The sequence below is a fragment of the uncultured Jatrophihabitans sp. genome, from assembly GCF_964252635.1.
Lineage (GTDB): Bacteria > Actinomycetota > Actinomycetes > Mycobacteriales > Jatrophihabitantaceae > Jatrophihabitans.
Genome location: NZ_CAXUNP010000020.1, coordinates 15,262 through 38,159, shown reverse-complemented (window position 1 = coordinate 38,159; position 22,898 = coordinate 15,262). Strand labels below are relative to the sequence as shown.

The following is a 22,898-nucleotide window of genomic DNA, read 5'->3' as shown; positions in this document are numbered from 1 at the left end:
CGGGGCAGCCATGACGAACCGGTGACATATCGGTCACTCGGGGGGCGGGCAGTCCAGCAGCTGGACCGGCACGGTGCCGTAGCGCCGGTGGACGAGCATGCCGCGGCCGGGCGGCAGAGGTACCGGCCGGACGCCGAACAGGATGCCTTCGTCGGCGGGCGCACTCAGCAGAATCGCCGGCTGTCCCAACTCGCGCAGACGCCCCACGATCGGGTCCATCAACGAGCGCGACGAGCCGCCGGCCCGCCGCACGACGACCAGGTGCAGGCCGATGTCACGGGCCTGCGGGAGGAAGTCCGACAGCGGCGCCAGCGGGTTGTCGAACCCGGCCACCAGGTCGTAGTCGTCGACCAGGATGTAGATCTCCGGCCCGGTCCACCAGGACCGCGTCCGCAACTGCTCCGGCGTCACGTCGGTGCCCGGCAGCCGCTTGGTGAAGCCCTCGACGAGCCCGGCCACCGCGTCGACCGTCTGCTGGGCGGTGGCGGCGTAGGCCAGCACGCTGTCGCCGGAGAACTCGGCGAGCATGGAACGGCGGTAGTCGACCAGCACGATCTTGGCCTCGGGCGGCGTCCAGATCGTGGTCACCTGCCGGGCGATCGAGCGCAGCAGCGACGTCTTGCCCGACTCGGCGTCGCCGAGCACCACCAGGCCCTGGTCCTGACGCGGGTCGAGCACCACCGGCTGCAACCGGCCACCCTCCATGCCGAGGACGACCTGGCCCGACACCCGATCGGCGGCCTCCGCACCGTCCGCGCTCGCAGCAGCCAGGTCGCCCAGCAGGATGCGCCGCGGCAGCAGCCGCACGGGCGGCGCCGACGGGCCATCCCACGCCTCGCTGATCCGGGCGACCATGTCCGAGACGCCGTCGGTGAGATCGGCGGCCGACCGGCCGCCGTCCACGCGCGGTAGCGCCGTCAGGAACTGGTAGCGCTCGGTGGTGATGCCGCGGCCCGGCCGGTTGCCGGGGGTCGCCTGCTGGGCCTTGCGGTCGATCTCGGAGTCGAGCGGGTCGGTCAGCTTGAGCTCGATCTTGCCGCCGATGAGATCACGCAGGCCGAAGCGCAGGTCGAGCCAGCGGCCTGCGGTCAGCACGAGGTGCACGCCGTAGGTGAGGGCCCGCCCGGCGAGCGCGACCAGGTCGGTCTCGAGCTCCTCGTAGTCCTGCCGGAGCACGCCCCAGCCGTCGACGAGCAGGAAGACGTCGCCGAACGGGTCGTCGACACGCCCCTCGGCCCGGGCCCGCCGGTACCCGTTCATGGAGTCGACGCCGATCTCGCGGAAGGCCTCCTCCCGCGTCTCGACCAGGGTCGTCATCTCGGCCACGATCCGGCGGGCGACGTCGCCGTCCTGCCGCCCTGCCACCCCGCCGACGTGCGGCAACCCGGCCAGCCCGAACAGGGCGCCGCCGCTGAAGTCGAGGCCGTAGAACTGCACCTCGCTCGGCGTGTGCCGCAGGGCCAGGGCGGACACCAGCGTCCGCAGCACGGTCGACTTGCCGGCACGCGGCCCGCCGATGATCGCGATGTTGCCGCCCGCGCCGTCGCAGTCAATGACGTAGGGGTCGCGACGTTGCTGGAACGGCCGGTCGACGACGCCGACCGGTACACGCAGCACCGGCCCGACCGGCGCGGTGCCGAAGCCGCGGCCGGCGCGCACCTGCAGGTCGCCGAGCAGCCGGTCGAGCGGATCCGATTCGTCCAGGGGCGGGAGCCACACCTGGTGCGCGGGGGTGCCGTGGCCCACGAGCTGACCGACCATGACGTCGAGGACCGACACCTCGTCGCGGTCGGGCTCGTCGCTGGTCTCGTCCTCGGCCTCGGCGAGCGTGGACAGGTCGGGCGGCGCCACGACCGGCTGGTAGGAGGCCGTGAACTCGCGGACCTCGCGGCCGGGCAGCAGGTCGACGCGCTCCCCCGACCCGGCGGGGCGGTACGCGCCCGAGACGTAGGCCCCGCGGAACCGCCGCAGGCCGGACGTGTCCGCCTTGAGGTAACCGTGCCCCGGCGCAGACGGCAGGGTGTAGGCGTCGGGCACGCCGAGCACCGATCGCGACTCGCTCTCGGAGAAGGTGCGCAGCCCGATGCGGTAGGACAGGTGCGACTCCAGACCCCGCAGGCGGCCCTCGTCCACGCGTTGCGAGGCGAGCAGCAGGTGCACCCCGAGCGAGCGGCCGAGGCGGCCGATCTGCACGAACAGCTCCGAGAAGTCCGGCTTCTGCGTCAGCAGCTCGCTGAACTCGTCGACGACGATCCACAGCGAGGGCAGCGGGGCGAGCGCGGCGCCTTGGTTGCGGGCGCGTTCGTAGTCGCGGACCGACACGAGGTTGCCCGCGGCACGCAGCACCTCCTGGCGGCGGTTCAGCTCGCCGGACAGCGCCTCGCGCATCCGGTCGACCATGGTCAGGTCGTCCTCGAGGTTGGTGATCACCGCGGCGACGTGCGGCAGGTCGGCCATGCCGGCGAAGGTCGCGCCGCCCTTGAAGTCGACGAGCACCAGGTTGACGGTGTCGGAGCTGTGCGTGGTCGCCATGCCCACCACCAGGGTGCGCAGCAGCTCCGACTTCCCGGACCCGGTCGCGCCGATGACCAGACCGTGCGGCCCCATGCCGTCCTGCGCCGACTCCTTGATGTCCAGCTCGAGCACGGTGCCGTCGCTCGACGGCCCGATCGGGGTGCGCAGCCGGTCGCGCAGCGGTCGCGGTTGCCACAGCCGGTCGAGGTCGAGCTGCCCCGGGTCGGAGATGCCGAGCAGGCCGGTCAGCGTGGTGTCGGCCGTGCCCAGGTCGTCGCCGGTGTGGGTGGCGCTGTCGAGCCGCACACCGGCCAGGCGACGGGCGACGGTGTCCGCGAGCGGCACGGGCGCGCCGTCGGCGTCACCGAGCCACACCAGGTCGTCGCCGACGCGCTGCGCGAGGCGACCGTCGTCGAGCACCAGGCTCATGCCGTGCGCCGACGCGAGGTCGTCGGCCACCCCGTCGAGGTCGAGCACGGTGACCCCCTGCAGCCCGTCCTCGCCGAGCAGCAGCTCCACGCCGTCGCTGCCCACCCCGTCGACGACGACGAGCAGGTGCGCGAGTTCCGGTTCGGGCGTCGCGCTGCGGTTGAACCGGGGACGGCCGGTGAGCTCGGCGCCGAGCAGCGCCTCGAGTGCGGAGACCGACGGCACGATCATGCGCACCGGGCCGACGTTGTCGGTCTCCTCGGCCAGCTGGGCGTGCGGCAGCCACTTGGCCCACGACCACTGCGGGTCGTCGGGGTCGCGGGTGCAGATGGCGATCCGCAGGTCGTCCGGGGCGTGGAACGCCGCCGCCTGCAGCACCATCGACCGCACGAGGGCGCGCGCGTCGTCGCGCGGGCCGCCGACCCGCACGGCCGCCAGCCGGCGTGCCGCGAGCAGCATCGGGGTGTCGGGCAGCGCGCTGTGGGTCACGACGAACCGGCGCAGCGCCGTCGCGCTCAGCGGGTCGAGTTCGTCGATGGGCCCGGTCTCGCCCGTGACCAGCGGTGCGGCGAGACTCTGCGGGCCGACGCCGACGCGCAGCAGGCCGAAGTCGGGATCGAGCGGGCGGCGCTCCCACAGCCGCGGCCCGTTCGTGATGGTCCACAGCTGCTCGGGATCCGGCCCGCGCCACAGCCCCTGCTCGCGCTGCGCCGCGGCCACCTGCCGCACCTCGCTGCGCATCCGCTTGAGGTAGCGCAAGTAGTCCTGACGCGACTGGTTGGCGTTGCCCTTGTTGCTGGTCCGGCTGCGCACCACGCTGCCCCCGACCATGGCCAGCGAGCTGAACAGGAACATCGAGCCGGCGACGTAGGTGATCGGATTGGCCGGCCCGGCGAACATGTAGGCCACCGAACCGAGCCCGGACAGGGCCGGCAGGGCGGTCAGCATCGCGTTGCCGGTGTCGGGTCGCGCGAGGTCGGGCGGCGGCTGCAGCACCACGTCGCCGCTCGGGACGTTCGGCGGCGCGACCCGGGGAGGTCGGCGGAACGCAGTGGTCGTCAACGTCGGCCCTTCTGCTCAAGGCTGCGGGTGGAGAAGATCCGTGTAGCACAATGCACGCCAGAACGGATCGGCGCACACGCGGCACCCCGGTCCGGCCCGCCCGAACCCGAGGAGCCCGCTGATCATGACGGCCACGTCGCCGCTGTCCGGCTTCTCGCGCATCACGCTCTCGGCGCCCACCACCCGCGCCGACGTCGCCGTCCCCAACTCGGTGCCGGTCGCCGCGATCCTGCCCGTGCTGCTGCGCCACGTCGGCCAGGACAGCGCGGTGACCGTGCCGGGGCGCAACGGCTGGCAGCTGCTGCGGCTGGACGGCCGCGCCCTCGACCTCGCGCACAGCATGGACACCAACGACGTGCGCGACGGTGACCTGCTCATCCTGCAGCCGGCCGACAGCATCGTCGACGAACCACTGTTCGACGACGTCGTCGAAGTCATCAGCAGCGACGCCGTGCGCGAGCGGTGGTCGCTGCACGAGCGCCGCCTCACGGCCGGCGTGCTCGGCGTGGCCGGGGCCCTCGTCGCGCTCGCGGCGCTGGCCCGCGCACCGCGCCACGGTGTGCTGGTCGCAGGCATCTGCATCGCCGCGGCCGTCCTGCTCCTGCTCGCCGGCCTCGCCGTGTCCCGCGCGGCCGGCGATCTTGCCGGCGGCGGCGTGGTCGCCGCCCTCGCCGGACCGTTCGCCGCGGTCGGCGCGCCCCTGTTCGTCGCCGGACCCTGGGACCGCAACCGGCTGCTGCTGGCCTGTGGCGCGCTGCTCGTGGTGGCCGCCGTGCTGCCGGCCGTCGTCGGCGGCTTCGAGGCAGTGGCGGGCGGGTTCGCGGTGCTCGCGGTCTTCGGGGCGATCGGCGCGATCATCACGGTCACCGGCGACGTGTCGGCCACCCGTGCCGCCGCCGTCGTCGCCCCGCTCGCGCTGGCCCTGACCACCACGCTGCCGGCGCTGTCGTTGCGCCTGGCCCGCCTGCCCCGTCCCGACCTGGCCTCGACGGCCGCCGAGCTCGCCGAGCTCCCGGGTGAGATCGACCAGCAGCGCACCGCCGTCCGGGTCGCCAGTGCGCGTGTGCTGCTGGCGGGTCTGTCGGCCGGCGTCTTCGGCGTCGCGACCGTGGCCACCCTCGTCCTGGCGACGTCCCGCAGCATGGCGCCGCAGGTGCTCGCGGGCGTGCTCATCGCGCTGATCATGCTGCGCGGGCGGCTGTTCGCGGCCCGTCTGCCCGTGCTCGTCTCGGTCGTCGCCGGTGCCGCTGCGCTGCTGGGTTACGCGGCGATCGAATTGCTGCGGCACGACACCCTGCCGCTCGCCGTCACCGCTGCCGTGGCCGGCGGCCTCGGTCTGGTCGCGCTGGCCGTCGGGTCGACGGCGGGACGCTGGGAGGCCACTCCGCGGCAGCGTCGCCTGCTCGATCTGCTCGAGACCCTGTTGCTGGTGGCGGTGGCGCCGCTCGTCCTGGCGGTGTGGGACGTCTACACCAAGATCTTCCACCTGGGTCACTGACGTGCGCCGCCCCACGCGGACCGTGCTCGCCGTCGTGGCCGCCTCGTGCCTGGCCGGCGCGCTCGCCACGCCCGGGTCGGTGGCCGCGGCCGCCACGCCCCTGATGTCGGCTGCCCTGTCGGCTCCGGTGTCGTGCCCCGGGGCGCCCGCTGCGGGCGTGTCCCTGCCGTCGCTGGCGCCGCGTGACCCGCTCATCTCGGAGCTGGGTCTCGACCAGGCGTGGCAGCTCACCACGGGCAGCGGCGTCACCGTCGGCGTCGTCGACTCCGGGGTGAGCCCGGCCAGCCCGAAACTCGCCGGCGCCGTCGACCTCGGGCAGACCTACCGCGTCACCGACACCAAGGCGGTGTACACGCACGCGGCGGACGGCCGGGTCGACTGCGAGGGTCACGGCACCGCCGTCGCCGGGATCATCGCCGGTCGCTCGGCGGCCGGTGACGACCGCGTCTCGGGGGTGGCCCCGTCGGCGCGGATCTACCCGGTCGCCATCCAGGGCGAGATCGCCCAGGCGCCCGCCCCCCTCATCGGCGCGGCGATCCGCGACGCGGCACAGCACGCGCGCGTGCTCAACCTGTCCTTCGCCCAGACCACCGACAGCGTCGACATCCGGTCGGCGGTGCAGTACGCCCTGGCCCGCGGGGTCGTCGTCGTCGCGGCGGCGGCGAACGACGGCGGGGTGCCCGCCGAGGCGGGCGCGAAGTGGTACCCCGCGGCCTACCCCGGCGTCATCGCCGTCACGGCCGTCAACAGCGACGGCAGCGAGCAGGAGGGCGCGTCGACCGGTTCGTGGATCACCCTCGCCGCACCGGGTGAGTCGTTGACGAGCGAGCCGCGGGGCGGGCGCGGGTACGTGACGGTCACGGGCACCAGCTTCGCGACGGCCGTCGTCTCGGGCACCGTCGCCCTGATGCTCGCGCGCGACACCTCGCTGACCCCGGCGGCGGTCAAGGCGCAGTTGGAACGCACCGCGGTGACGCCCGGCGACGGCGCCCGGGACAACACCGTCGGCTACGGGACCGTCGACCCGTTCGCCGCGCTGACCGAGTCGCGACCGGCGTCGGGTGCGCGCTCGGCGCAGGGCTCGGTGGCCGTGCAGGCCCTGCCGACGCCGAAGCCCAGCAGCACCAGGCCGGTCGTCGTCGCGGTGGGTGTCGGCCTGCTGGCGTTGGCGCTGCTGGTGGCCGCCGGTGCGATCACGGTGCGGGTCGGCCGGCGGCGCGGCTGGCACGCGGGCCGGCTGCCGGCGCACACCGTCCGCCAGGCCCCCGAGCCGCACCCGGCCCAACTGGAATGACGCGGACGCGTCAGCGGGGCGTGCTCACCGCTGTGGGCGTGGACGTCGCCGAGCCGGTGGGTGCGACCGAACTGCCTGCGCCGCCGGGGTACTCGACCGCGGCGCGGGACGGGTCGAGGGCCGGGCCGCTGGGCAGCAGCTGCACGAACGGCAGCGGGGTCACGGCCGCTGCCGACGTCATGTAGCCCAGGCGGGTGACGCTGGTCGACGACGAGATCGGGTAGCGCAGCCCGCTGTCGGCGATGAACTCGTACGACCCGTCGACGCCGCCGGAGCCGGTGGCCTTGACGAGGGATCCGCGCCCGGGTGGCACGGCCACGCCGGTCGCGACCGTCGGCAGCCCGCCGCTGCTCGCGGCCACGGCCCGACCGTGCGCCGGCAGCGGTGCGGATCGGGGCTCGCTGACGCTGACCGGCCACGCCCCGCCGGTCAGCGGGAGGCTGCGTGCGTAGGTCAGGCACAGCGGTTGCCCGGAGCGCGGCGGCGCCACCGGGCGCAGCGCGTTCGGCCAGGAGGTGGGCAGGAAGCTGGCCCGCACCGACGGCGTCCGCGCGAGGTCGGCGGCGGAGACGGTCACCGTGTGCTGGCCGGCGGAGGTGCCGCCCAGCAGGGCCGCCGCGAACGAGCCGATCGGGGCGACGCCGCGGTCGAGCACGACGTAGTAGGCGCGCGTCCGGCCGGCGAGGGTGGCCCGGACGACATCGCCCACGGACGCGGTGAAGGGCAGCCGTACCGACGGCTGCCGGCCCGCGTCCGGCACGCTCGGCAGGGTCAGCGGCGGCCCCTGGGGAACCAACGACAGGATCTGGTCCAGCACCGGCACCGGGGCCGCACGGTCGAGCTGAAGCAGCGTCGCGGCCGGTTGGGTGACCGCGAACCGCAGGCCGCCGGCGAGCAACCACAGCTGCCCGTTCGGGCCGCTGAGCACGACGCTTCCGCCGGTCGCCACGGGCGTCGGGATCGCCGCGCCGACCGAGACGGTGATGCGCGGCCGGGCGGCACTCGCCTGCGGCGCGGTGGAGCAGACCGTCCACGGCCCCGACACCAGGGACGACGTGGGGGGCAGCTGGTCGGGGGCGCCGGGGATGCCCACGGGCAGGCCGCGGGGCAGCTTGCGCAGCGTGCCCGACGACACCGTCGTGCTCTGGCTGCCCGCGATGAGCCGCGCGGACGCCAGGTTCAGCGCGGGGTGCAGGACGTTGTCGACGAGCACGTAGTTGCCGCCCGTCGAGGAGTCGACGATGACGCCCTGATTGGGCAGCGACGTCGAGGAACCACCGGACAGGAAGCCGGCGACACCCACCGCGGCGACGATCGCGACGCACACCAGCAGCCCGCCCAGCAGCGAGCGGTTCAGCCGCCGGCGGGCGTCGATCGCGACCGAGTCGTCGCCGTTGAGCAGGGCCAGCACCTGACGACGGCTGGCGAAGCCGTAGGCCTCGACCAGGTCGCGTGTCGTGGGCAAAGGACGTCCCCGGAGTCGAGAGGGAGAAGCGGTGCGGACGATGCGGATTCGGTCCCGCGGCGGCCGGGGCGAGTGTATAGAGTCACGCGGACCGACACGATCATGGCGGAGACGACGAGCGGGGTGCGGTGACGGCAGCCCAGGGCGCGACGCGCACGACGTCGCACGGCGCGACACGTTCGCAACCCCACGGCGCCGGCCGCGAGGGCGGCCTCCGTCGACGGGTCGTCGCGGTGGTCATCGCCGCCGAGGCGGTGGCGGCCGCGGTCGTCATCGGTGTCGCCCGACACGACGCGTTCGGCTGGACCCTGGCGGCGTTGTTCGTCCTTGCCGTGCCGGTGCTGCTGCTCGCGAGCCGCGCCGTCGGGCGTCACGCCGACGAGGTGCGGCGCGAGCCGGTGTCGCGGGTGCGCGTCACGACCGCGACGAGCCGCTCGAGCGGTGAGGTCGGCGTGCTCGTCGACGAGCAGGGCTACGCCGCGTCGCTCGAGGTCTCGTTGGCCCGCAACGCGACGCTCGACCTGGGCGCCGTCGTGGCCGACCTCGCCGACGACCCGTCCCGGCTCTCCGCGGTGCAGTTGCGCATCACCTCCTACTCGCCGTCCGGCACGCAGCCCGAGCAGCTCGGCGGTCGCCGGCGCGGCCAGTACGTCCCCGTCCACCGTCGCGCCCATCTCGTGCTGCGCTTCGAGCCGGCCCGCGCACGCGACGTGGTGCAGAGCCGTGGCGGTGGCAGTGGCGGCAGCCGCGCGGCCCTCGTCGCCGCTCTCGACCGCGCCGCCCTGCGACTGCGACGCGACGGGATCGTCAACCGCGTCGCCGATGCGGCCACCCTCGAGACGTTGCTCGGCGAGGACACCCGGGCCGACGTGCCGACCCGGCTGTTCGCGGTCGACTTCGCGCAGGGCGGCGACATCCAACGGCTGCTGGACGTCGTGGCCCTGCACCGCCCGCAGCGTTCGGTGGTGTCACTGTGCGTCGAGTTCGCCGCCGCCGATCGGTGGCGCAGCACCGGCTCGGTGCAGATCACCGGCGACGACGAGCGGGCGCTCGACGCGGTGACCGCGACCCTGCGTGCCGACGATGCCGTCGTCGGTGTCGCGGCGCCGAGCGACATCACCCGGGTGCTGCCGCTGGGCGGCGGCCCCGGGGACCTCGCTGCGGTCGTGACGCTGGAGCGGACATGAGCGGCGCGCGGCACGGACGAGGCGGCGCGCCGGGCACGCGCTTCGTCGAGGCACGACCGCGCCGGTGGGCCCCTGGCACCCTGCTGCGCGTGTCGTTACGCGACAACGGGATCGAGCTGGGCGTCACCCCGGACGGCTCGCGGCTGCACCATCCGCTGTTGCTGCCCAACCAGCCGACACGGGTCGGCATCGTCGGCCTCGCCGACCTCACCCAGGTGCTGGCCCTGCGGTTGCTCGACGCCTCGTGCGGGCTCACCGTCCTGACCGGCGAGCCCGACCGGTGGCGCGAGCTGCTCGGGCGCGTCCAGGGTGCGACGTTCGAGGTCGTCTCGCAGGTGTCGCAGTGGCCGCCCGACGGCTCGACGGCACCGTGGGCGCTGATCGCGGACAGCGACCAGCCGCCGCCGCCGGGGTTCGGGCGCTCGCCCTGGAGCGCGGTGGTGCACGCTCCGAACCAGATGCCGCAGGGCAGCGCCTGGTGGCAGTCGGCGCAGTACCTGATCACCGGGCCCGAGCAGGCGCCGTCGGTGCTCAACCTGCGTCCCCGGCTGGCGCAGGACGTGGTCGCCGGGCTGCAGCCCGGGCAGCTGATCAGCGTGGAACCGAACACGGCCACGGTCTTCACCCCGTCGCTGACCAGCACCGAGGAGCGCTTCCTGCGCGGGGCGGACGTCGGCCCGGGCGGACGGTAGCGACGATCACGGCGTGGAGCCGCCTCGGGGAATCGAACCCCGGACAACCTCATTACGAGTGAGGTGCTCTACCGACTGAGCTAAGGCGGCGCGTCGCGGCATGGCCGCAACCCGCGAAAGTCTAGCCGGTCGCCCGCCGGTCGATGACGCCCCTCGCGGCAGGTCGGCGCGCACGCACTCCACTGGGGTGGCGTGCGCGTGCCGAAGGGTGTGTCACACCGTGATACGACGCCGTATCACCGCGAGACACAACCGGACCACCCAGGTACGTCGGCCTTCGGCTGGCGGCCGTTCGTGTCAGCCGGCTACCGCGACTCGTAGGCCTTGCGACTGCCGCACACCGAGGCGAGCGCGCACGCCGTCTTGCGCCCGTCCGCGGCCATCCGGACGACGACCTGCTCGCCCGGCACGTTGTGGCCGACGACCGTGCCCGGCCCCTCGTCGGTGTCGACGTCGCTGCCCATCGCGGGCGCCTTCTCGGCGAAGTCCTGGTACAGCGGGTGCTCGTACTTCAGGCAGCACATCAACTTGCCGCAGGCGCCGGAGATGCGCATCGGGTTGACCGGCAGGTCCTGGTCGCGGGCCATCCGCACGCTAACCGGTTCGAAGTCGACGAGGAACGTCGAGCAGCACAGCTCGCGCCCGCACGAGCCGAGCCCGCCGGTGAGCCGGGCCTCGTCGCGCGCGCCGAGCTGGCGCAACTCGACCCGACCCTTGAGGGTGGCGGCGAGGTCACGGACCAGGCCGCGGAAGTCGACGCGGTGCGGAGCGGTGAAGTACAGCGTGGTGTGCCCGGTGGCCGGCTGGTGGTCGATCCCGGCGATCTTCATCGGCAGGTCGTGCTCGCGGATGAGCTTGCGCGCGGCGACCCGTGCCGCGGCGCGGTGCTTGCGCGAGGCAGTCGCGGCGGCCACGTCGTCGGCACCCGCCAGGCCGGACAGGGTGGGCAGGCCGCCGATGTCGTCGTCGACCCACTCGGGGGCCCAGGTGACCTGCGCGACCTCGTCGCCCTCGGCCGTCGGGTACAGAACGTGGTCGCCCACCGCCGGGCGCAGCTCGCCCGGGTCGGCGTAGTACAGGCGACCCTGCGGCTGGAAGGTCACCGCGCACATCATCACCACGCCGACACCCTAGACGCCCTCCAGGCAACCGGCTGAGGGTCTGCCGCGTCCTGTCGTTGGCAGGCGCTACGTTCTGCGCCGAAGAGAGGACGAACGTGACGAAGAAGTTGCTGGCCGTCGTGCTGGCCGCATTCACGCTGACCACTCTGGCAACCGCGCCGGGGGCACAGGGGACCACGCCTGCACCGAGGCCCGTGCCCCTCGGTCTACGGGCGGACGTCGACAGCCAGCCGACCTGTCTGGACGACGGCGTGTGCACCATCGTCAAAGATCAGTCCGCCGACCCCTCGTGCACCGGATACTCATCCCAGAGCACACCGCCGACCTCAATCAGGGTCTTGGTCCAATCGGTCGACCCAAAGACCAAGGCTCGCAGCTACGCGATCGAGACGGTCGACTTCAAGACCTACGTTCAGAACGTCCTGCCGAACGAGTGGGCAGCCTCGTGGGACGGCGACGCCGTCAGGGCGGGAGCAGTCGCGGTCAAGTCGTACGCCTGGTACTGGGTGGATCACTTCGGTGGGTATCTCCACAGCGATCCCAAGCAGTGCTTCGATGTCACCGACGACCAGCTCTTCCAGGTCTACCGGGCCGGCTCGTCCACCACGCGCACCAACACCATCATCGATCAGACCTGGCCGGTCGTGGCGCGCAAGAACGGTGACGTCTTCCAGGCCTCGTACCAGCGAACTCTCACGGGCAACACCGCCGAGGCGTGCGGCGCCGGGGCGAACGATCAGGTCCTGAGCCAGTACGGCAGCCAGAACTGCGTCGACACCGATACCAGCGCCACTGGCAACACGGGGAACAAGTACAACGTCATCCTGCAGCTCTACTACGGCTCAGACCTGCAGCTGACGACCACGGCGCAGCTGCGCTCGCAGCACGACTTCCAGTTCCTGCACCAGAGCACGCCGGCCGTCTTCTCCTCCGGGCGCTGGACGATCGACGACGGCTACCCGACCACATTCGACTTCGGACGCAGCGGCGACATCCCGGCCGTGAACACCACCGGCGACGGGTTCGCCCACATCGGGTACTTCCGTCCGTCGAGCGGGGTGTGGTACTTCGGCGGTCCCACAGGGGTGCCCACCTCGACCATGACCTTCGGGCGGCCCACCGATCAACCGGTCCAGGCGCAGTACAAAGGCCTCGCCTCGGCCACGCAGATCGCGATCTACCGCCCGTCGACCGGGGTCTGGTATTTCGCCAAGCCCGCGGGCGGCATCGAATCCTCCACCCAGTACGGCCGCAGCGGAGACGTCCCGGTGCCCGGGCGGTGGACGAGCTCGACCGCGGACGGCGTCGCCGTCTACCGGCCCTCCGACGGCACGTGGCACGTCCGCGGCGGCACCACGATCACCTACGGACGGCGCGGGGACATCCCGGCACCCGCCGACTACGACGGAAACGGCACCACCGACATCGCGGTCTACCGGCCGTCTACGCGCGAGTTCTACGTCCGCGGCCACGACCCGGTGCATTGGGGCCTGGCCGGCGACATCCCGGTGACCGGCGACTTCAACGGCGACGGCAAGGCCGACCTCGCGGTGTACCGGCCGTCCAACCACACGCTGTACGTGCGCGGCGGCGAGACGCTAGAGCTGTCCGCGGCCGGCACGCCGATCGGGGCCGCTCCGTACCACGACTGAAACGGCCGGTCAGTCGCGCGCGAGCCGAGGTAGGCACGGCGCGAGGGCACGTGCGACGAGTCAGGGCAGCCGCAGGGCGGCGGTCATGGCCTCGACCGCGATCCGCGGCTTGACGTTGAGGTCCAGCGCCTCACGGCAACCGAGGATCGCGTCGAGGCAACGCAGGGCCCCCGGCGGGTCGAGGCGCAGCGCCACGGCGACCACGTCGTCGGCGAAGTCGGGGTGGGCCGGCGCGACCGGCGAGCGCGCGTGGTGCAGCAGGACGTCGCGGTAGAACGCGGCGAGGTCCACGAGCGCACGGTCGAGCGCGTCGCGCTGGGTGCGGGTCTGGCGCGACTTCTGCCGCTTCTCCAGCTCCTTCAGCACCCCGGCTGACCCGCGGACCGCGGTGGCGGTGCCCCTGCCGGTGGCGCCGGCACCGAGGGCGACCTGCAACGACTCGGTCTCGCCGGCGTCGAGGTCGGCCGAGAGCGCGGCGGCCTCGGCCTCGGCCGCGCCCACGAGGTGATCGGCGGCCTCGAGACAGGCCCGCAGCGACGTCAACGACGCCGGGATCGCGAGCACCGCCGTGCGGTGGTCACGGGCCTCGGCGTCTCGGGCCAGGCGGCGTGACCGGCCGACGTGCCCCTGCCCGGCCGCGGCCGCCCAGGCCGCGGTGCCGGCGTCGTACCCGTCGGCGCGCAATACGCCGGCCACCGCGTCGGCCGGCGGCGTGCGCAGCGACACCAGCCGGCACCGGGAGCGCACCGTCACCATGACGTCGTCCGGGTGCAGGGACGGCGCACACAGCAGGATGACCGTGCGCGGCGGCGGCTCCTCGATGGCCTTCAACAGCGCGTTCGACGCCTGCTCGGTGAGGCGGTCGGCGTCCTCGATGAGCACCATCTGCCACCGGCCGAGCGACGGTCGCCGCGCGGCCCGCCCCACGACCAACCGCATCTCGCTGACCCCGATCGACAGCCCCTCGGGTACGACGAGGTGCACGTCGGGGTGGGTACGGGACGCGACCGTGCGGCACTGGGCGCACTCGCCGCAACCGACCTCGTCGCGCTCGCACTGCAGCGCCGCCGCGAACGCGCGTGCCGCCACCGAGCGACCGGACCCGGCCGGCCCGACGAACAGCCACGCGTGGGTCATCCGGCCCGGCGCGACCGGCCGGTCCTCGGAGATGGCCCGTGCGGCCTCGGCAGCCGCCCGCAGGGTGTCGACCGCGGCGGTCTGCCCGATCAGCTCGTCCCAGACGCTCATCGGCCCACGGTCGGTAGGTCGGTCAGGGTGCTTCGGTCGGTCACGGCTCCAGTGTGCCGGACGGGTGCGACGACGTGGCGCTCGCGAGCAGGGCCCGCAACGCCTCGGACAGCGGGCCCAGGGTCTCGGGCGGCAGCGGACGCAGCAGCTCACGCTCGGCGGCGAGGAGCGCCTCGAACGCCCCGTCCACGATCTCCCGTCCGTCCGGGGTGAGCGCGACCCGCACGAGCCGCCCGTCGAGCGAGTCGGGGGTGCGCATGACCAGGCCGCGCGCCGTCAGCCCGTCGAGCCGGCTGGTCATGGTGCCCGACGTGACGTAGGTGCGCAGGGCCAGCTCGCCGGCCGTCAGCTGGAAGCGCCCACCGGAGCGGCGCAGCGCGACGAGCACGTCGAACTCGTGGCGCCGCAGGCCGTGCTCGGCGAAGATCGCCGCGCGACGTTCGCCCAGGGCACCCGCCAACCGGTCGAGACGCGAGAGCACCTGCAGCGGCTCGACGTCCAGGTCGGGACGCTCGCGGTGCCAGGCCGCGACGATCTCGTCGACCTCGTCGAGCTGCGCGCCGTCGGGCTGCCCGCCGTCGGCCGGCTCTCCCGTGCGGCGAGCTGTCACGCCGTCAACTGTGCCACATCTCTCGACGCCGAGATATCGACGCCGACCTACCCGGAGTTGTCCGCGCCCCACGTCGTCCTGGGTTGTCGCAGGGCGGACAACTTCGGGTGGTCGGTCACGCGAGCAACGCGGCCAGCGCGGCGTGGATGTCGACGGCGAGCTCCGCCTCGGGGCGCTGGGCGTCGAGCACGAGGTACCGGGCGGGCTCGGCGGCAGCCAGCTCCAGGAAGCGCTCGCGGACCGCGGCGTGGAAGTCGGCGGACGCGGACTCGAGCCGGTCGAGGCGGGCCCGCCGCCCGGCGCGGGCAAGTCCCACCGCGGGCGGGAGGTCGAGCAGCACGGTCAGGTCCGGGACGAGGCCGGCGGTGGCCCATCGCGTGAGCACGCGGGCGTCGTCGCCCAGGCCGCGCCCGGCGCCCTGGTAGGCGAGCGTCGAGTCGACGTAGCGGTCGGTGAGCACCAGCTCGCCACGTTCGAGCGCGGGGACGATGACGGTGTCGACGTGCTGCGCGCGGTCGGCGGCGTAGAGCAGAGCCTCTGCGCGCGGCGTGACGCGGCCGTCGGGGTCGAGGACCAGCCCGCGCAGCTCGACGCCGAGCGCGGTGCCGCCCGGCTCGCGCGTCTCGACGACCGTCCGACCCTGCTCGCGCGCCCAGGCCGCGGCGAGCGCGATCTGGGTCGACTTGCCCGTCCCTTCCCCGCCTTCGAAGGCGACGAAGAGTCCGGCGCCGGTCATCCGACGGCCGAGTCGGCAGGCGCGGACGGGGTCCGCGCGACCAGGGAGGCCCGGGAGCGCAGCAACCGGTTGAGCCGCGTCACCACGGCGTCGGGAAGTCCGCCGGAATGGTCGGCGGGGCAGACGAGGTAGCGAGCCGGGTCGGCAGTCGCCTCGTCGAGCAGGGTCCGGCGGGCGGCCTCGGCGTCCAGGTCGTCGACCGCCCCGGTGAGCGCCGCGCCGACCGATCCGTCCACCCCGTCACCGCTGTCGACCACGACGACGAGGTCGGGCTTCAGGTCACCGGTGCTCCAGGCGTTGACGCTGCGGATCCGCTCGACGTCGGCCCCGCGACCTCCTCCGTGCAGCGCCAGGCTGGTGAGCGTGAAGTGGTCGCAGACCACGATCTCGCCGCGGACCAGTGCGGGCCGGATGACGGCCGCGACGTGCTCGGCACGATCGGCGGCCGACAGCAGCGCCGCGGTCTCGGCCTCGACACCGGCGCCGTCGTCCGTGTGCGCCGACGCTAGCAACAGCTCGGACACGCGCCGACCGGTCGCCGTCCGGGTGGGTTCGGCGGTCGAGACCACGACATACCCGTCGGTACGGATGGCCTGCGCCACCAGCTCGGCGTACGCGGCGGTGGCGTCGGCGTCCAGCCCGTCGACGGTGACGAACAGTCCGGTGTGGTCGGGATGGCGCATGCCGGCGCCGACGATGCGCCGGCGGATGAGCTCCCGGAACCCGCCGGGCCGGCCACCGGCTCGCGAGGTCGTGTAGAGGCTGACTCCCAGAGCCACGAGGCCGCCCAGCAGCAAGGTGAGCCCGGGGCCGGAGAAGGTCAGCCGGGCGTCGTCACCGACCTTCAGGGTGTGCGAGCCGATGGAACCGGCCACGACCGGCCCGACGGCGATGCTGAGCAGCAACATGAGTCGGACGGAGGACAGCACGAAGGCGAAGATCCGTCCGCGAAGCCGGTCCTCGACCTCCAGGCCGATCAAGGTGTAGCCCACGATCCAGGCGACTCCCGCGCACAGTCCGACCAACGCGGCCAGCACGTCGGCGAGGATGAAGTCGCGGATGAGCGACATGACGAGCAGCGTGACCCCCGCGCCTCCGATGGCCATGCCGACCACCCGGCTGCGCGGATAGCTGGGCAGGACACGCGGCCCGAGCAGCATGCCGATAGCCAGGCCCGTGAACAGCGTGCCGAACATGATCGCGAAACCGGCTGTGCCCGCGTCCAGCGTCTCGACCCAGAGCCGCGCCACGCCGATCGTCAACCCACCGGCCGCGAACGCGCCGATGATGCCGATGTAGAGCCCGCGGATCAACGAGTCGCCGGCCACGTAGGCGACGCCCTCGCGCAACAGACTGAGGATGCTCTGTTGCTGCTCGCGCTCGGCGGGCACGACGTGGATGTCGCGACGGCTGAAGAACACCGTGGCCGAGCTGACGAAGAAGCTGACCGCGTTGATGGCAAGCGCGATGACGATCGCGTAGTTGACGTCGTTGCCGATGTCGGCGTTCTGTCCGGAGATCAGCCGGTCGCCGGCCGAGAGCAGCGCGAAGAGCCCGGCGGCGATCGGCACCGTGCCGTAGACGGAGAACAGCGAGATCTGGTTCGCCGTGGCCAGCAGCTTCTTGGGCACGATCGAGACCTGGATGACCTGCTTGGCCGGTTGGCTGAACAGCCCGGCCGCCTCGATGACGAACTGCGCGATGTAGAGCCACAGGAGGTTGTAGCCGATGGCAATGCTCGCGTAGAGCACGCCGGCCGTGACGTCGGCGATGATCACCGTCTTGCGGCGGTCCATCTTGTCGGCGATGGCCGCGGCGAACGCACCGAAGAACAGGTCGGGCGCCAGCCGGACGAGGAAGACGCCCGCGAACGCGACGCCCTGCGTGGCCTTCGAGCTGTCCTGGGTCAGCTGCTGGGCCAGCGCGGTGTTGGCGAGCAGGCCCAGCCAGTCGCCGAGGCTGGAGAACGTGATGGCCGCCCACATGCGGCGCACGATCGGGATGCGCGCCAGGACGAGCAGGGCGTTCTCGCGACGTTCGCGGCGCGGCGCGGCCGTCATCGCCGGACTTCGTACGGATCGAGCCGACGGCGATACACGACGGAAGTCTAGGGAACCGCGTCGGACAGGCGCTTGTCCGCGTGCCGCCCGTCACGTAACTTGACGTCAAGAGATTTATCTTGACGTCAAGAGATCGGAGTTGCGATGCGGTGGGATCCCGCCCAGTACGCCCGTTACGCCGACGAGCGCGGTCGGCCCTTCGTCGACCTCCTCGCCCAGGTCGGGGCGACGGAGCCCCGGCGCGTCGTCGACCTCGGGTGTGGGCCCGGCACGCTGACGACCCTGCTGGCGCAGCGCTGGCCGCGGGCCGTCGTCGAAGGGATCGACTCGTCGCCGGAGATGATCGCGAAGGCTGCTCCGCTCGCAACCGCCCGCCTGTCCTTCGCGGTGGCCGACGTCGCGTCGTGGTCGGTGCCGGCGGATGCGGACGTCGTGTTCAGCAACGCGTTGCTGCAGTGGGTGCCGACGCACGTCGAGCTGCTCCGACGCTGGGCCGACGAGCTGCCCTCCGGCGGCTGGCTGGCGTTCCAGGTACCCGGCAACTTCGGAGCGCCCTCGCACGTGACGATGCGCGCGCTGGCGGCGTCGCCGCGATGGGCCTCGTCGCTGTCCGGTGTGCTGCGAGGCGAGGAGACGGTCGGCTCACCCGCGTCCTACGCATCGGTGCTCCTCGACTCGGGGCTGTCGGTGCAGGCGTGGGAGACGACGTACCTGCACGTGCTGCCCGGCCCCGACCCGGTCGTGGAGTGGCTGCGCGGTACGGGGCTGCGGCCGGTGCTCGCCGCGCTGCCGCCCGACGACGCCGAGGAGTTCACGGCGCAGCTGGCAGCGCGGTTGCGCGAGGCATACCCCCCGGGCCCGCACGGCACGATGTTCCCGTTCCGGCGCCTCTTCGTCGTCGCGAGCAAGCCGTGATCACCGGCTACGACCACGTCCAGGTGGCCATCCCGGCGGGCGGCGAGGACGCGGCGCGGGCCTTTTACGGCGCTCTGCTCGGCATGACCGAGCAGGCCAAGCCGGCGGCGCTGGCCGGACGCGGCGGCTGCTGGTTCGCGGCGGGGACGGCGGTGCTGCACCTCGGCGTCGAGACGCCGTTCGCGCCGGCCCGCAAGGCGCACCCGGCGTTCCTGGTCGACGACCTGGACGGGCTGCGGGCACGGCTCGAGGCGGCCGGGCACCCGTGCACCGACGCGTCCGGTGAGATCGCCGGCGTGCGCCGCTTCCACTGCGCCGACCCCTTCGGCAACCGCCTCGAGTTCCAGCAGCGCTGACCGCCGCACCGATCTTCCTGTACCGCACCGATCTTCCTGCACCGCGCCGATCTTCCTGCACCGCGCCGATCTTCCTGCGCGCACGGCGTCATAGCGATGCTGGCGCAGGAAGATCGCTCACCCCGTGACCCCGTCCACAGGCGCCGCGACCGTCCACAGATGCCATCCATGACGGCCGCGCAGCCTCCCGATCCGCCATCGTGCATCGCATGCCGACCGCCGCTGCACTTCGCGCGCGTAGCCGGTGTCCGGAGCTCGAACAGGTCACTAGCGTCGAGACACTGATCCACGATGGCTGGACCAGGTCGGCCATGCGCGCGCAACTCGAGGCCGGACGTTGGCAGCGCATCGGGCGCGCGATCCTGCGTTACAACGGTCCCCCGACGCCCGTCGACCTCCGCTCTGCAGCGCTGATCACGCTCGGCCCGCGGGCGCTGCTGACCTCGTTCACGGGCCTGGAGGAAGCCGGTCTGACGGGGTGGGAACGCACACCGGTGCACGTCCTGGTGCCTCGGGGTGCCCGGATCCGGCGGCCGCGAAACCTGCCGCTGCGAATCCACTACACCGACGACTGGCCACGATCGACCCCGGCGCGGCGCGATCGGGTCGGACATTGCGCGGTGCTCGCGGCCAGCAGCTTCGGCGCCGCGCGTCCGGCCTGCGGCGTCCTGGCCGCCACGGTCCAGCAACGCCTCATCCGCCCGGCCGACCTGGCCGACGCCGTGGCTGCCGCCAGTCGGACCCGTCACCGTCGGGCGCTGCTCGCCGCAGCCCACGACATCGCCCAGGGCGCGCAAGCCCTAAGCGAGATAGACCTCGCCCAGTTGTGCCGACGCGCCGGGTTGCCCGAGCCGACCCGGCAAGCGATCCGCCGCGAACCGTCGGGCCGACGCCGGTATCTCGACGCAGAATGGCAGAGCCGGCACGGCCGCCGCGTCGTCGCCGAGGTCGACGGCGCGCTGCACCTGATCGCCGGCCGGTGGTGGGACGACCAGCTGCGCCAGAACGAGCTGGTCATCGCGGGCGACGCGGTCCTGCGCTTTCCCACCGTGGTCGTCCGCACCGAGCAACATGTCGTCGTCGACCAGCTGCGGCGGGCCCTCGCGTCCTGATCACCGATCTTCCTGCGCCACGAACGCGATCACGGCACCGACGCAGGAAGATCCGTACAGGTCCGCGCCAGCGCCACCGATCTTCCTGCGTCTTGAACGCCATGACGGCACCGACGCAGGAAGATCCGCTTCAGCGGCGACGCACCACGATCACGTCAGGACGTGGACTTGGCCGGGGCCTTCTTCGCCGCGGTCTTCTTCGTGGCGGTCTTCTTCGCCGCCGTCTTGCCGGCCGCGGTCTTCGCGGACGCGCTCTTCTTCGCCGCCGTCTTCTTCGAAGCGGTCTTCTTCGAGGCCTTGCGAGCGCTCTTCTTCGCAGGCCCACGCAGGCGACGGTCGGCCAGCAGCTCCGAGGCACGGTCGTCGGTGATCGACTCGATCTCGTCGCCCTTGCGCAGGGAGGCGTTCGTCTCGCCGTCGGTGACGTACGGCCCGAACCGGCCGTCCTTGATCACCATCGGCTTCTCCGACACCGGGTCGTTGCCCAGCGTGCGCAGTGGCGGCGCCGCGGCCGCGCGACGGCCCCGCTGCTTCGGCTGCGCCAGGATGGCCGCGGCCTCGTCGATCGTGATCGTGAACAGCTGCTCCTCGGTCTCGATCGACCGCGAATCGGTGCCGCGCTTGATGTACGGGCCGTACCGACCGTTCTGGGCGGTGACGTCCTCGCCGTCGAGCTGCCCCAGCACGCGCGGCAGCGTCAGCAGCTGCACCGCCTCGTCCAGGGTGACGGTGTCGAGCGACATGGTCTTGAACAGCGACGCGGTGCGCTCGCCGTCGGTCACGTACGGCCCGTACCGCCCGGACTTGGCCGTGACCTCACGCCCGTCCGGCAGCGCGCCGAGCTCGCGGTCGCCCGACGGCGCCGACAGCAGCTCCTCGACCTTCTCCGGCGTCAGCTCGTCCGGCGCGAGGTCGTCGGGCAGCGACGCGCGGCGCCCGTCCTCCGGCGTGCCCTGCTGCAGGTACGGCCCGTAGCGCCCGACGCGCACCACGACGTCCTGCGCCGGGTCGGACGAGAACCCGAGCGGGATCGAGTTGATGCCGCGCGCGTCGATCTCCTCCAGCCGAGCGGCGATCAGCTTCTTCAGGCCGCCCTGGGCCGAGATCCGCTCCGAGTCGCCGGTGTGCGAGTCGTCGCCGAAGTAGAAGCCCTGCAGCCAGCCGACGCGCGAGCGCTCCCCGGTGGCGATGGAGTCCAGGTCGTTCTCGACGGACGCGGTGAAGCCGTAGTCGACGAGGCGGGCGAAGTACCCCTCGAGCAACCCGATGACCGCGAACGCCGTCCACGTCGGGATGAGCGCCGGCCCCTTCTTCCAGACATAGCCGCGGTCCTGGATGGTCTGCATGATCGACGCGTACGTCGACGGGCGACCGATCCCGAGCTCCTCCATCGCCTTGACCAGCGACGGCTCGGTGTAGCGCGACGGCGGTGACGTGGTGTGGCCCGTCGGGTCGAACGCGCGCGAGAGCAGCGCGTCGCCGCGGGTGAGCAGCGGCAGCCGCTTCTCGGCATCGTCCTTGTCGGCGTCCGAATCGGTGTCTTCGACGTAGGCGCGCAGGAAGCCGGGGAAGGTGATGGTGCGGCCCGACGTGGTGAACACGACGGCCTCGTCGGACGCCGACGTGGCGCCCATCCGGATCGACACCGTGGTGCCGACCGCGTCGGCCATCTGGGAGGCCAGCGTGCGCTGCCAGATCAGTTCGTAGAGCCGGAACTCGTCCGACGACAGCGCCGACGCGACCTGCCCGGGCGTCCGGAACGCGTCACCGGCGGGGCGGATCGCCTCGTGTGCCTCCTGCGCGTTCTTGGACTTGCGGGTGTAGACGCGCGGCTCGGCCGGCACGTACGCGTCGCCGTACAGCTCGCGGGCCTGGGTGCGTGCAGCGTCCAGCGCGGTCGTCGACAGGTTCGTCGAGTCCGTACGCATGTAGGTGATGAAGCCGTTCTCGTACAGCCGCTGCGCGGTGCGCATGACCTGCTGCGCCGACCAGCGGAACTTGCGACCCGCCTCCTGCTGCAGCGTCGAGGTCATGAACGGGGCGTACGGGCGCCGGCGGTAGGGCTTCTCGTCGACGCCCTGCACCGTGAACGGCCGCCCGTCGAGGCGCGCGGCGAGCCCGCGGGCACCGGCCTCGTCGAGGTGCAGGACGTTGGAGGGCGCGCGTCCGGTGGCCGGGTCGAAGTCGCGGCCGGTGGCCAGCCGGGTGTCGTCGACCGACACCAGGGTGGCCGTGAACTCTGAAGGGTCGTTCGGCTTGGGCTCGGCCGGCGCGAAGGTGCCCACGACGTCCCAGTAGGACGCGGCGTGGAACGCCATCCGCTCGCGTTCCTTCTCGACGACCATGCGGGTGGCGACGGACTGCACGCGCCCGGCGGACAGCCCCGGCAGCACCTTCTTCCACAGCACCGGGCTGACGCCGTAGCCGACGAGACGGTCGAGGATCTGCCGGGTGCGCTGCGCGTCGACGAGCTGGCTGTCGATCTCGCGCGGGTTCGCCACGGCACCGGCGATGGCCGACGGGGTGATCTCGTGGAACACCATCCGGCGGACAGGCACCTTGGGCTTCAGCGTCTCGACGAGGTGCCAGGCGATGGCCTCGCCCTCACGGTCCTCATCCGTCGCGAGGTAGAGCTCGTCGGCGTCCTTGACCAGCGCGCGCAGCTTCGACACCTGTTGCTTGCGGTCGGCGCTGATGACGTAGAGCGCCTCGAAGTCGTTGTCGACGTCGACGCCGAGCGAGGCCCACGGCAGGCCCTTGTACTGCGCCGGGACGGACGCCGCGTTCGGCGGCAGCTCGCGGATGTGGCCGATCGAGGCCTCGACGACGTAGTCGGCGCCGAGGTAACCGCCGATCGTCTTCGCCTTCGCCGGCGACTCGACGATCACCAGCTTGGTGCCCGTCCCGCCCTTGCTCGCCACTGCTTCTCCAGACCGCGGGGCGTCTG

16 protein-coding genes and 1 tRNA gene are annotated in these 22,898 nt (G+C 72.9%); 8 read left to right on the top strand and 9 right to left on the bottom strand.

Going from position 1 to position 22,898, the window contains the following annotated elements; all coding sequences use genetic code 11:
* Nucleotides 1-33: 33 nt before the first annotated feature.
* Entirely contained in the window at nucleotides 34-4,005 is a 3,972-nt protein-coding gene (gene eccCa / locus ACFFCA_RS11000; RefSeq protein ID WP_375484680.1) for a type VII secretion protein EccCa, read from the bottom strand.
* A gap of 124 nt (nucleotides 4,006-4,129) precedes the next feature.
* Here eccCa and eccD point away from each other — a divergent pair, with 124 nt between their 5' ends.
* Together eccD and ACFFCA_RS10990 are read left to right on the top strand one after the other, a co-directional pair.
* On the top strand, nucleotides 4,130-5,503 hold the full coding sequence (gene eccD / locus ACFFCA_RS10995; protein ID WP_375484678.1) for a type VII secretion integral membrane protein EccD: 1,374 nt from the start codon (nucleotides 4,130-4,132) through the stop codon (nucleotides 5,501-5,503).
* Between the two features lies 1 nt (nucleotide 5,504).
* On the top strand, nucleotides 5,505-6,797 hold the full coding sequence (locus ACFFCA_RS10990) for a S8 family serine peptidase (protein ID WP_375484676.1): 1,293 nt from the start codon (nucleotides 5,505-5,507) through the stop codon (nucleotides 6,795-6,797).
* Between the two features lie 10 nt (nucleotides 6,798-6,807).
* Here the strand turns inward: ACFFCA_RS10990 and eccB are convergent, their stop codons facing one another.
* Complete coding sequence (gene eccB, locus ACFFCA_RS10985) at nucleotides 6,808-8,262, bottom strand: type VII secretion protein EccB (protein WP_375484674.1); 1,455 nt, start codon at nucleotides 8,260-8,262, stop codon at nucleotides 6,808-6,810.
* Between the two features lie 128 nt (nucleotides 8,263-8,390).
* Between eccB and ACFFCA_RS10980 the strand changes: the two genes are divergently transcribed.
* Nucleotides 8,391-9,449, top strand: coding sequence for a type VII secretion protein EccE (locus tag ACFFCA_RS10980; protein ID WP_375484672.1), 1,059 nt, complete (start codon nucleotides 8,391-8,393; stop codon nucleotides 9,447-9,449).
* Nucleotides 9,446-10,141: a hypothetical protein gene (locus ACFFCA_RS10975; RefSeq protein WP_375484670.1), complete on the top strand. Its 696-nt coding sequence runs from the start codon at nucleotides 9,446-9,448 to the stop codon at nucleotides 10,139-10,141. The genes ACFFCA_RS10980 and ACFFCA_RS10975 overlap by 4 nt, the downstream gene beginning before the upstream one ends.
* Before the next feature lie 14 nt (nucleotides 10,142-10,155).
* On the opposite strand, the gene ACFFCA_RS10970 is transcribed toward ACFFCA_RS10975, so the two are convergent.
* Nucleotides 10,156-10,231, bottom strand: a tRNA-Thr gene (locus tag ACFFCA_RS10970).
* Between the two features lie 215 nt (nucleotides 10,232-10,446).
* Nucleotides 10,447-11,262, bottom strand: coding sequence for a stage 0 sporulation family protein (locus ACFFCA_RS10965; RefSeq protein ID WP_375484668.1), 816 nt, complete (start codon nucleotides 11,260-11,262; stop codon nucleotides 10,447-10,449).
* Nucleotides 11,263-11,600: 338 nt separating this feature from the next.
* Here ACFFCA_RS10965 and ACFFCA_RS10960 point away from each other — a divergent pair, with 338 nt between their 5' ends.
* Nucleotides 11,601-12,914, top strand: a complete 1,314-nt coding sequence (locus ACFFCA_RS10960) for a SpoIID/LytB domain-containing protein (RefSeq protein ID WP_375484666.1) — start codon at nucleotides 11,601-11,603, stop codon at nucleotides 12,912-12,914.
* A 60-nt stretch (nucleotides 12,915-12,974) separates the two neighbouring features.
* Here the strand turns inward: ACFFCA_RS10960 and ACFFCA_RS10955 are convergent, their stop codons facing one another.
* The 4 genes from ACFFCA_RS10955 to ACFFCA_RS10940 all read right to left on the bottom strand — a co-directional run bounded on the left by ACFFCA_RS10955 (nucleotide 12,975) and on the right by ACFFCA_RS10940 (nucleotide 17,568).
* Nucleotides 12,975-14,162, bottom strand: coding sequence for a DNA polymerase III subunit delta' (locus ACFFCA_RS10955; RefSeq protein WP_375484664.1), 1,188 nt, complete (start codon nucleotides 14,160-14,162; stop codon nucleotides 12,975-12,977).
* Nucleotides 14,163-14,202: 40 nt separating this feature from the next.
* Nucleotides 14,203-14,772, bottom strand: coding sequence for a MarR family winged helix-turn-helix transcriptional regulator (locus tag ACFFCA_RS10950; protein ID WP_375484662.1), 570 nt, complete (start codon nucleotides 14,770-14,772; stop codon nucleotides 14,203-14,205).
* Between the two features lie 115 nt (nucleotides 14,773-14,887).
* Entirely contained in the window at nucleotides 14,888-15,508 is a 621-nt protein-coding gene (gene tmk, locus ACFFCA_RS10945; protein ID WP_375484660.1) for a dTMP kinase, read from the bottom strand.
* The gene (locus ACFFCA_RS10940; RefSeq protein WP_375484658.1) at nucleotides 15,505-17,568 is read right to left on the bottom strand and encodes a bifunctional MFS transporter/dTMP kinase; all 2,064 of its coding nucleotides are present in this window, start codon (nucleotides 17,566-17,568) and stop codon (nucleotides 15,505-15,507) included. Before ACFFCA_RS10940 ends, tmk begins: the two co-directional genes overlap by 4 nt.
* Before the next feature lie 144 nt (nucleotides 17,569-17,712).
* On the opposite strand from ACFFCA_RS10940, the gene ACFFCA_RS10935 reads away from it, so the two are divergent.
* From ACFFCA_RS10935 to ACFFCA_RS10925, 3 genes are all read left to right on the top strand, one after another.
* The gene (locus ACFFCA_RS10935; RefSeq protein WP_375484656.1) at nucleotides 17,713-18,483 is read left to right on the top strand and encodes a trans-aconitate 2-methyltransferase; all 771 of its coding nucleotides are present in this window, start codon (nucleotides 17,713-17,715) and stop codon (nucleotides 18,481-18,483) included.
* Nucleotides 18,480-18,839, top strand: coding sequence for a VOC family protein (locus tag ACFFCA_RS10930; protein WP_375484654.1), 360 nt, complete (start codon nucleotides 18,480-18,482; stop codon nucleotides 18,837-18,839). Before ACFFCA_RS10935 ends, ACFFCA_RS10930 begins: the two co-directional genes overlap by 4 nt.
* Nucleotides 18,840-19,150: 311 nt before the next feature.
* On the top strand, nucleotides 19,151-19,951 hold the full coding sequence (locus tag ACFFCA_RS10925; protein WP_375484653.1) for a hypothetical protein: 801 nt from the start codon (nucleotides 19,151-19,153) through the stop codon (nucleotides 19,949-19,951).
* A gap of 155 nt (nucleotides 19,952-20,106) precedes the next feature.
* Here the strand turns inward: ACFFCA_RS10925 and topA are convergent, their stop codons facing one another.
* Nucleotides 20,107-22,872, bottom strand: coding sequence for a type I DNA topoisomerase (gene topA / locus ACFFCA_RS10920; protein ID WP_375484651.1), 2,766 nt, complete (start codon nucleotides 22,870-22,872; stop codon nucleotides 20,107-20,109).
* Nucleotides 22,873-22,898 lie beyond the last annotated feature (26 nt).